The organism is Streptomyces sp. NPDC054956 (genome assembly GCF_053609185.1).
Map to the genome: position 1 here is coordinate 17,994 of NZ_JBSGXB010000073.1, position 9,500 is coordinate 27,493.

The following is a 9,500-nucleotide window of genomic DNA, read 5'->3' on the forward strand; positions in this document are numbered from 1 at the left end:
GCGGCGGCGCCCCCCGCGGGTCAGCCCTGCGAGCCCGCGCGGCGCATCCGGGCGGCGAGCATGAGGCCCGCTCCGGCGACGAGCGCGCCGCCGGCGCCGGTGGAGGCCCAGAGCGGGTCGGCTCCCGTGGAGGCGAGCGTGCCGGTGGCCGACTGCGTCGTGACGGTGGTGCCGGTGCCGGTCTTCTGGTCGGTGACGGCGACGACCTGCTGCGCACCCGTGCCGGTCTGGCCCGTGCCGGTCTGGCCGGTGCCGGTCTGCTCCGCGGCCTTCGCGTCCTTCGCGCGCGCCTCGTGCTGCCCGGTCGCGAGGAAGGCTTCGCGGTCGGCCGCCGAGCCCTTCAGGGCCGCCTTGCCGGCCTTCGCGACCTCGGGTCCACCCGCGTTGATGATCTTCGATATGGCGACGGAGTTGTCCTCGTCGCGCAGCTCGAACTGCGTCACCGCGAGGAAGTGCTCCAGCTCGTCCAGGGTCGGGCTGGAGTCGAACATCTTGGCGATCCCCGCGGCGAGGGCGGGGCCGGCCTTGCTCTCCATCCGGGCCAGCTCGACCCGGATGTCGTCGGCGCGGACCTTGAACCGGCCGGTCTCCAGGAAGGCCACGCGGTCGGCCGCCGAGCCGTTCAGGGCAGCCTCGCCCGCCTCGATCACGCCGCGGTTGACGCCGGTGCCCGCCTGAGCCTTGCTCAGGATCTGCACGATCCAGACCCTGTTGTCCGAGTCCCGGGCCGCGTACTGGCCGGTCGCCAGGAAGGCCACGCGGTCGGCCGCCGAGCCCCGCAGGGCGGCCCTGCCGGCCTCGACCAGACGGCGGGTGACGCCGGGGCCCGACTGGGCCTTGCCGAGGATCTGCGCGATCTGCAGCCGGTTGTCCTGGTCCCGGGCCTCGTGCTGGCCGGTCTCCAGGAACGCGCGCATGGCCGCCGCACCCCCGGCGATGGCCTTGGCACCGTCCTCGCGGAGGGCCGAGCCGGGCTTGGCCTGCGCCATCAGCAGCTCGATGGCCGCCTTGTCGTCCTCGGCCTGCCGACCGGACGCCGGGGCGTCCTTCTGAGCCGCCTGATCCGCGGGCCGGCCGGCCGGGGCCCCGTCCGGGGCGGACGCCGGTACCGGGGCGGCGGCCTCGGAGTCGGCCGCGAAGGCCGGGGAAGCGAGCAGAACGGACGGGGCGACGGCTACGGCGACGACCGCCGCGGCGATCCGGGACAACTTCACGAGCAGCACCTCAACGCTGTTGATGATCACACTTAGCCGAGTCACCGTAATGAAAACGACCCGAATGATCCAACACATTGAAGTGGACGCCATTCGTCCGGATTTGGCCTTCCGGTCGGGAGTCAGCGCGGGCGGTACACCGTGAGGGCGTCGGGGAGCTCGTCCAGGACGAGGGCGGCCGGGGCACGGGCGTATTCGCCGTCGTACGCGAGCGGGGTGCCGGGCGGGATGTCGCCCACGCGCAGGCTGCGCAGCCGGGTGGCCACGTGGACCGGTGAGCGGGTCAGCGGGCCCGCGAAGGCGGCGGCGAGCAGGCGGGGGCCGGGGCGGCCGCCGCCGTGGACGAGCCGGACGTCGAGCAGGCCCTCCCCGAGGCTCTTGCGGTAGCGGGGCGCCGGGCCCGTGCCCCGGTAGGTGCCGTTGCCCGCGAAGAGCAGCCAGACGCTGCGCGGCCGACCGGCGAGCCTGAGCCGTACGGGGCGCTGCGCGCGCAGCACCTGCCAGGCCGCGAGCAGGGCGGCGGGGCCGCCACCGATGCGGGGCGCCCAGCGCAGCCGGTGGCCCAGCAGCTCCGGGTAGGCCCCGATGCTGAAGTTGTTCAGGAAGTACCCGGCCCCGGCGTCCCGGGGGTCCGGGCCGTGAGCCGGGCCGGGGCCCGGGGTGAAGCGGCCGACGCCGATGCGAACCGCGTGCCCGGCCGCCACGGCCCGGCAGGTGTCCTCGCTGCCGGAGAGGCCGAGGTCGAGCGCGAAGTGGTTGAGCGTTCCGCCGGGGAACACCGCCAGCGGAATCCCGGCGCGCAGCGCGGCGGTGGCGGCGGCGTTGATCGTGCCGTCGCCGCCGCAGGCTCCGAGCACGGTGGCCCGGGCGGCCGCCGAGGCCAGTTCGGCGGCGAGGTCCGGCCCCGCGCATTCGACGATCTCGGCCTTCGGCAGGCGCTCCCGCACCATGTCGATCCCCGCCGTGGCGACCGTGCCCGATCCGCTGTTGACCACGACCGTGAGCCCGGAGCCGTCGGGCAGGGCGGGCGCCCCGTGGGCCGTCCGCTCGTCGCCCGGCACGATCCGGGCCTCCTCGGCCTCCCGCGTGAGGCGGCGTACGAGGAATCCGGCCGCCACCCCGAGGGCCGCGCCCGCGAGCACGTCGGAGGGGTAGTGGACCCCGGTGTACACCCGGGAGAAGGCGACGCAGGCGGCCACCGGAGCCAGTGCCGCGCCCCAGCCCGGCGACTCCAGGGCCACTCCGGAGGCGAAGGCGAACGCGGAGGCCGCGTGGCCCGAGGGGAAGGAGGTGGTCTGCGGCTGGGCGACCAGCTGTCGCACGGCCGGCACCCCGTCGAGTACTGGGCGGGGCCGGCGTACGGACCATTTGCCGACGGTGTTGATCGTCGCGGAGGCCAGGGCCAGCGAGGCGAGCCCCCGCCCGGCAGCCTTGCGGTCCCGGGCCGAGCCCAGGACCGCGATCGCCGCGGCGGCCCCGGCCCACAGCACCCCGTGGTTCGCGGCCCGCCCCAGACGCGGCAGCACCCGGTCGGCCCCGGGCCAGTGCCGGCGGGCCACCACGTCGAACAGCCACCGGTCCCCGTGAGCGACCGCACCCCTCCAGGTCAGTTCCTGATCAGCCATTTCCTTCCTCTACCCCGTCTTCTCCCCCGGAACCGACCCGCGGGCCGACCGGCGCCCACTTGGCCGCCGGGGCGCCCCGAAGGGCCGCCACGCAGGGGGCCGGTCCGGGGCCCGCGGGCCCGGGCGGCACCGGTCGGCTAGCGCCCCGTGTCGCGGTCCGGGCCGGGGCCGTCCTCCAGGGGGCGCTTGCGCAGGAGCAGGACGACCAGTCCGCCGAGGACCACCAGGCCCACCGCCAGGGAGGCGATCACCGGGGTGGCCGCCGAGCTGCCGCTGGAGGCCAGCCGCTCCTCCGAGGTGTCCGGGCCCGCCGCCGAGGCGGGTGCGGACACCGCGCCGAGCGTCGTCACCGCCGTGCCCGAGGTCTCCGTGCCGGCCGGCCGGGCCGCGGGTGCCTGCGGCCACCGGGCCGTCGCCGTGGCCGCGGCGGCGGACTCGCTGGAGCCGGCGACGATCTGTACCTGGGCCGGGACCCCACTGGTGAAGACCCGCCCCACCGGTACCCGGGTGGAGCCGTGGACGGTGACCGAGGCGGTGCCGTCCGGCGTCCCCGCCGGCACCTCGAAGAACAGCTTGCTCCCGTTGGCGGCGCTGGTGACCGGCCGCCCGTCGGCGTCCACCACCCGCACCCCCATGGCCAGGGCCGCCGCGTCCGGGGTCACGCTCACGCTGTGCGCGCTCGTCCGCACCGTGACCGGTCCCAGCCGGGTGCCCAGCGGCCCCGACACCTCGCCCGGGTCCACGGCCAGCGAAGCCGGCGGTTCCGGCAGCCGGCCCGCCTCCCGCTGGAGGTAGGCCGCCAGCTTCTCCGCCTGCGGATCGGCCGCCTCCACGCGCACGCCGTCGGCCAGCCGCCAGATGGCCACCTGGGTCCCGGCCGCCGCGCTCTCCGCGGTGAGCCCCGCGGCTCCGGCCGCCTTGGCGAGCCCGGCCAGGTCGTTCAGCTGGGGGTAGGAGTGCTCCAGGACCCAGCGGATCCGGCCCGCCTCGTCGTTCCCGGCGAGCGGCGTACCGCTCCACCCGCTCTCCGTGTACCGGGTCTGGGGCTGCGCGTTGCCCGCGACGCCGACTCCGTACGTCTGGAGCATGCCGCCGCCGTCGACCCGCATCTCGTACAGCCCGGCCGGGATCTGGCGCACCGAGCCGTCCGGGCCGCGCAGGACCGCCTGCCCGTAGGTCTTCAGCCCGTCGAGCACCGCGCTCGCGCCCTCCGGTGCCCGGGGTGCGACCGGGCCGCTGTCGGCGGCCGCCCCGGCTCCCGGCGCCGCCGCCAGGGCTGCGGCGAGCAGTGCGACGGCGAACGGCCGCCGCGCGGAGCCCCGTACGGCCGAGCCGATCGTCGCGCGCGCCGACGGGGTGACGTGCACGGACGCGGGAACCGGGCCGGAATCCGGCGCACCGGCGGGAGGGAGGGCCCGCGCGACGGCAGGCGCGACAGCGGCAGCGGTGTGAGCGGTGGGAGCGGCAGCCACGACAGGAGCAGGCGCAGGAGCGGGTGCAGGAGCGGGTGCAGGAGCGGAGGATGCGGGAACGGCAATCGACACAGTCTTCCCCTTCGGGCCGAAGGCCCAGGTGCCCGTGAGTACCGGGGAATCCTAGCCTCCTCGAACACTCAGACCACCGCCGCCTTCTGAGTACCCATCAGCGGGGTGTCCGTCCTGACGACCCGGCGGAAGGCCGCCGTACCGCGGTTCAGGTCGTGCCCGATGGCGGTCGCGTCGATCTGCGCCGAGAACCACCTGTTCCCCTCCCCGTCGGGCGGGTCCTCGCGCACCCGCAGCCGCCCGTGGACCACCAGCGGTTCGCCCACGGAAACGGATCCGGCGAGGTTCACGGCGAGGCCGCGCCGGGCCCACACGGTGTAGAAGCTGGTGGGCGCGTCCGCCCAGGCCTCCTTCTTGCGGTCGAAGTACCTCGGGGTCACCGCGAACCGGAACCGGGCCGCGGGGCCGCTCGGCGTCTCCTTGTAGTCGATCTGCGTGGCCACGTAGCCCACCAGCGTCACCTGGGTGTCGTTCATCCCGGCCGTCCTCCCGGGGTCGCCGCGCGCTCGACGAAGCGCCCGCCCGACCCGCGATCCCCACCCGTCCGGACCATCCGCACGAGGTAGGACCATGCTGGCCCGGTCCGCCGGAATCCGCCGGAGCCTGTGGATTACTGACGGGTTGTGGACAACTTCGCCACCGTCGCGTACTGCTCGCGGACCTCCCGGTAGCGCAGCAGCTCCGCGGCCACCGGTTCCAGCACGCGGGCGCGCCCGCAGCCGGCCGCCGCCTGCCGCAGCCGCCGCTCCGCGTCCTGTCCGTACCGCCTGGCCGGGCCCCTGGCCCCGATCGAGCAGGCCCACTCCACCAGCGGGCCGCCGACGATGCCCGCGACCATCAGGAGCACTGGTGGCATCAGGCTCGGCTCCAGGACGCCGACGATCTGTCCGACCAGCCAGAGCCCGCCGTAGATCTGGAGCAGGGTCATGGCCGCCTGCGCGAGCACCGCCGCCGGCCACCAGGAGGGCCGCGGGGGCTTGGCGCTGGGCACCGCGACCGCCGCGCCGAGCGTCACCGCGATCTCGTCCAGGGCCTCCGGGAGCCGGTCCGCGCCGCGCACCGCGGTCTCCCGTACGGCCTGGGCCCACGGGTCGGGCAGTCCGCGCACCGCCTCGTCGGCGACGGTCCGTACCGCCTGTTCCACGCGCTGGCGGGCCGTCACCTCCTCCTCGACGGGCGGCTCGGAGGCCGTCGGGGAGCGGCCGATCGCCGCCAGCGCGGCGAGGCCGGCCAGGGTGCGCGGGGCGCGCCGGCTCTCGTACCACCGCCACAGGCGCAGCCACGGGGTCCCGCAGGCCTTTCCGGCGTTGCGCCGCCAGGCCCGCTCGGCGGCGAGACCGGCCGCGTACGCGCCGACCGCCTCGGCGAGCCGGTCCTCGAACTCGGCGCGCGCCGCCTCGCCGATTTCCGGGCCGGGGTGGCCGTCGGCGACGTAGAGCGGTCGCAGGTGTGCGGCGGCCTTGTCCACGTCGGCGGAGATCCGCCGGGTCGCGGCTCCCTTCTCCTGGGTGAACTGTCCGAGGAGTTCGCGAAGTTCCGCGACTCCTTCACCCGTAAGGGCGGAAATCCCGAGGACGGTGGCTCCGGGTTCGTCGTGCTCGCCGAGTGCGATCCCGTCGTCGTCGAGGAGTCTGCGCAGGTCGTCCAGTACGAGGTCCGCGGCCTCTCCGGGCAGCCGGTCCACCTGGTTGAGCACGACGAAGGTCACCTCCGCGTGCCCGGCCAGGGGCCGCAGGTACCGCTCGTGCAGCACGGCGTCCGCGTACTTCTCGGGGTCGACCACCCACACCACGGCGTCGACCAGGGCCAGTACCCGGTCGACGTGGTCGCGGTGCGCGCCGACCGCCGAGTCCAGGTCGGGCAGGTCGACCAGGACCATTCCGCGCAGCGCCTCGGCTTCCGAGGTCTCGCGGGGGCGGCGGCGCAGCCGTCCGGGGATCTCCAGCCGGTCGAGGAGGCCGGCCGCGCCGTCGGACCAGCTGCACGCGATGGGTGCGGCGGTCGTCGGCCTGCGCAGTCCGGTTTCGGAGATCTGCACTCCGGCGAGTGAGTTGAAGAGGGTGGACTTGCCGCTTCCGGTGGCTCCGGCGATGGCGACGACCGTGTGCTGCGCGGAGAGTCCGCGCCGCGCGGCCGCCTCGTCGAGGACCCGTCCGGCTTCGGCGAGGGTCTTGCCGTCGAGGATTCTGGTCCGGGACAGTCCGATGAGCTGGCGCAGGGCGTCGAGGCGGACGCGCAGCGCCTGCGCCTCGGGGCTGAGTGGTGGTGCGGGCGCCTTGCCTCCGTCGCTCCCGGCGCCGGAAACCGCCCGTACGAGTGCCTCGTCGCCCTCGTCGTCGCCGGTCCCGGGCCAGTCGTCGTCGGTGTTCCGGGGGCGCGAGCGCGCGATGAGTCCGTCGTCCCAGCGGTCGTCGGTGCGGTCGGTCAAGGCAGTCACCTCATCACCTCTCCTTCTGCAGTACGGACAGGGCGGCGATCAGCTCGGCCTGGGGTTCGGGGCTCACTTCGAGCGCCTCGATGGGTGCGAGGCGGCGGTCGCGTTCGGCGCGCAGCACCTGGTCGAGGTGTTCGCCGACCAGCTCACCGCCCCGGTCGCGCAGGCGTACGGCGGCCTGTACTCCGATCCGCTCGGCGAGCTTCTCGCCGGCCGGGCGGGCCCGCTTGCCTCCGAGGAGGGCGGCGACCAGCAGGGCGGCGATGCCGTCGGGGTCGGGTGCGGGCTGCTTCTCCAGCCGCGCCACCTCCTCCTCGGCAAGCTCCTCCAGCACGCGCCGCCAGCGCCGTACCGCCATGCCGATACGTTCCGCCGCCTCCCTGTCGGGGGCGGGCAGTACGACGGCGCCCGCGGCGGGCTCGCGCCGCCAGGCCTCGGCGATCCGTTCGTCGGCGGCGGCCACGGCGCACTGGAGCAGTGCGGCGAGGGATTCGGCGAGCGAGTCGAGGAGTTCGTCGGCGCTGGTGTCGAGCGGGTAGCCGCGCCAGCGGGTCAGCGCGTCCCCGGCGAGTACGGCGCCGCGGTCGAGCCGGTTGCGGACCCTCTTGCCCTCCCTCTTGTACGCGTCTTCGACGGCCGATGTCAGCCGTACGGCGGCGGCGTGCTGCGCGGCGACGGCCGAGGCGAGCTCCGGCATCCGGCGGCCGAGGGAGTCGAGCGCGCCGAGCGCGGTGCGCCCGACGGCGTACTGCCGGGCGGCCGGGTCCTGCGCGTGGTGGGCGAGCCAGGCGAAGAGCGGGGCGACGGCACTGCCGGGCAGGAGCCCGCCGCCGCCGGCCGATTCGGGCAGCTCGGGAACGGTGAACCGGGGTACGTCGCCCAGCCCGGCCCGCGTGAGCAGGGCCCCGTACTGCCGGGAGACCTCGGCGAGCACCTGGTGCGGGACCCGGTCGAGGACGGTGATCAGGGTGGCCTTGTACTGCTTGGCGGTGCGCAGGAGGTGCCAGGGCACGGCGTCGGCGTAGCGCGAGGCGGTGGTGACCATGACCCAGACGTCGGCGGCGCAGATGAGTTCCGCGGCGAGCGTCCGGTTGTCGACGACGAGGGAGTCGATGTCGGGGGCGTCGAGGATGGCGAGGCCGCGGGGCAGGGTGGAGACGGTCTCGATGCGTACTTCGCGGGGGGTCTTCGTACGGTGGTCCGCTCGTTCGCGGAGGGATTTACGGGCCGGCGACGGGACGTCCTCCTCGTCCTGCGGAGCCCAGACGCGCATCAGGTCGGGCAGTACCCGCACCCCGGCGAACCAGTGGTGGTCATCCGGGTGGCAGACGAGTACGGGCGTGCGGGTCGTGGGCCGGAGCACTCCGGCCTCACTCACCTGGCGCCCCACGAGGGAGTTGACGAGGGTGGACTTACCGGCCCCGGTGGACCCGCCGACGACGGCGAGCAGCGGCGCCTCCGGCGCCTTCAGCCGGGGTACGAGATAGTCGTCGAGCTGCGCGAGCAGCTCGGCTCTGGTCTGGCGGGCGCGGGGGGCGCCGGGCAGGGGCAGCGGCAGACGCACGGACGCGACCCGGTCGCGCAGGGCGGACAGGGCATCGAGCAGCTGAGGCCGAACATCCAAGGTCACCACATGCGAAGAATGCCCAATTTGGGACCATTTTTGAAGCTTATACGTCCTCTGCGCGCCGACCGCTACTCCAGCGGCACATCCTGGACAGAGCGGACGAGTGGGGCGCAGGCATAACGAGTGCACAACACCCAGGGCGCCACGGCGCAAAAGCGGTGCGAGAATCGCACCTGCCTGCGATTATCGGGACCGCTTCACCGAACCTCCACATCGTGGCACGCGGGTGAAGCAACCGGGACAAGGCAACCGGAGCCCTATCCTTGACCCGGCACGGACCGCAGTCCCACCCCCACCCAGGGGCTCCAGGCCACCACGGCCACCTTCCGGCCCCCGTAGCTCAGTGGATAGAGCAGGTGCCTTCTAAGCACTTGGCCGCAGGTTCGAGTCCTGCCGGGGGCACTCTTCCCGTCCCACCCCAAGCCCTCCCCAGCGGAGGGCTTTCTTGCAGGTCAGGGCACCTTAGCGAGGCTGCCGTAGCGGTGGCGTAAACAGATCCGGACACCACTCGTACGGGCCTACTCGAAGGCCTTGACCGCCTGGTAGTACGTCCAGGCGGTGCCGTCGCACGAGGCCTTCTTCGCACCCGAGTAGCGGGTGCAGACCCGTTTCAGGTCCGCGTGGAACATCTCGTCCAGCCGCGGTTTGGCGCTCGTGAACTCCCCCGCCGCCTTGTAGTTGCGGTAGCCGAAGTCGTGGCGGGCGCAGGCCGTGCGGAAGGGGAAGCCGAAGGGGTTGTCCGGGGAGGTCGTGCAGTAGTCCGTCGACCAGTCGAAGCCGTACGCCAGCCACGTGTCCCGGTGATCGCGGGCCGCGGTCCAGGCCTCGTAGCTGGCGGCGCCGACCTGCGTCCAGGAACTCAGCACCCGCGGTTTGTCGGCCGGGACCTCCGGGGCGGCGGACGCGGGCTGTGCGAAGGCGAGGGCGGCGGACACGGCGACCGCCGCGGCCAGGACGGCGCGCGTTCGGGAGGGGCCCCGGGAGGGCGCGCCGGGGATCCCCCGGGCGGACGCGCGGGGCGGGGCCTGGGCGGGGGTGGGGGCGAGGGCCTGTCTC

Annotated in this window: 7 protein-coding genes and 1 tRNA gene; 1 reads left to right on the forward strand and 7 read right to left on the reverse strand. The window is 74.6% G+C overall.

What is annotated here, in order from left to right:
* Window positions 1-20 precede the first annotated feature (20 nt).
* The 6 genes from ACWGDE_RS14810 to ACWGDE_RS14835 form a co-directional block, all read right to left on the reverse strand.
* Window positions 21-1,244, reverse strand: a complete 1,224-nt coding sequence (locus ACWGDE_RS14810; protein WP_453389374.1) for an ALF repeat-containing protein — start codon at window positions 1,242-1,244, stop codon at window positions 21-23.
* Window positions 1,245-1,336: 92 nt separating this feature from the next.
* Window positions 1,337-2,839 carry a phosphatase PAP2 family protein gene (locus ACWGDE_RS14815; protein ID WP_453389375.1) on the reverse strand — a complete coding sequence of 501 codons (1,503 nt, stop codon included), beginning with the start codon at window positions 2,837-2,839 and terminating at the stop codon, window positions 1,337-1,339.
* 137 nt (window positions 2,840-2,976) lie between these two features.
* Complete coding sequence (locus ACWGDE_RS14820) at window positions 2,977-4,206, reverse strand: thioester domain-containing protein (RefSeq protein WP_453389376.1); 1,230 nt, start codon at window positions 4,204-4,206, stop codon at window positions 2,977-2,979.
* Window positions 4,207-4,451: 245 nt separating this feature from the next.
* Complete coding sequence (locus ACWGDE_RS14825) at window positions 4,452-4,859, reverse strand: single-stranded DNA-binding protein (protein ID WP_112451956.1); 408 nt, start codon at window positions 4,857-4,859, stop codon at window positions 4,452-4,454.
* Window positions 4,860-4,993: 134 nt separating this feature from the next.
* Entirely contained in the window at window positions 4,994-6,820 is a 1,827-nt protein-coding gene (locus ACWGDE_RS14830) for a GTPase (protein WP_453389377.1), read from the reverse strand.
* 4 nt (window positions 6,821-6,824) lie between these two features.
* Entirely contained in the window at window positions 6,825-8,441 is a 1,617-nt protein-coding gene (locus ACWGDE_RS14835) for a dynamin family protein (protein ID WP_453389378.1), read from the reverse strand.
* A 332-nt stretch (window positions 8,442-8,773) separates the two neighbouring features.
* Between ACWGDE_RS14835 and ACWGDE_RS14840 the strand changes: the two genes are divergently transcribed.
* A tRNA-Arg gene (locus ACWGDE_RS14840) sits at window positions 8,774-8,846 on the forward strand.
* Window positions 8,847-8,962: 116 nt separating this feature from the next.
* On the opposite strand, the gene ACWGDE_RS14845 is transcribed toward ACWGDE_RS14840, so the two are convergent.
* Window positions 8,963-9,442, reverse strand: coding sequence for a phospholipase (locus ACWGDE_RS14845; protein ID WP_453389382.1), 480 nt, complete (start codon window positions 9,440-9,442; stop codon window positions 8,963-8,965).
* Window positions 9,443-9,500 lie beyond the last annotated feature (58 nt).

Excerpts from the sequence above, each read along its gene's own strand:
- ACWGDE_RS14815 (WP_453389375.1), bottom strand. The coding sequence starts at position 2,839 with ATGGCTGATCAGGAACTGACCTGGAGGGGTGCGGTCGCTCACGGGGAC.
- ACWGDE_RS14825 (WP_112451956.1), bottom strand. The coding sequence starts at position 4,859 with ATGAACGACACCCAGGTGACGCTGGTGGGCTACGTGGCCACGCAGATC.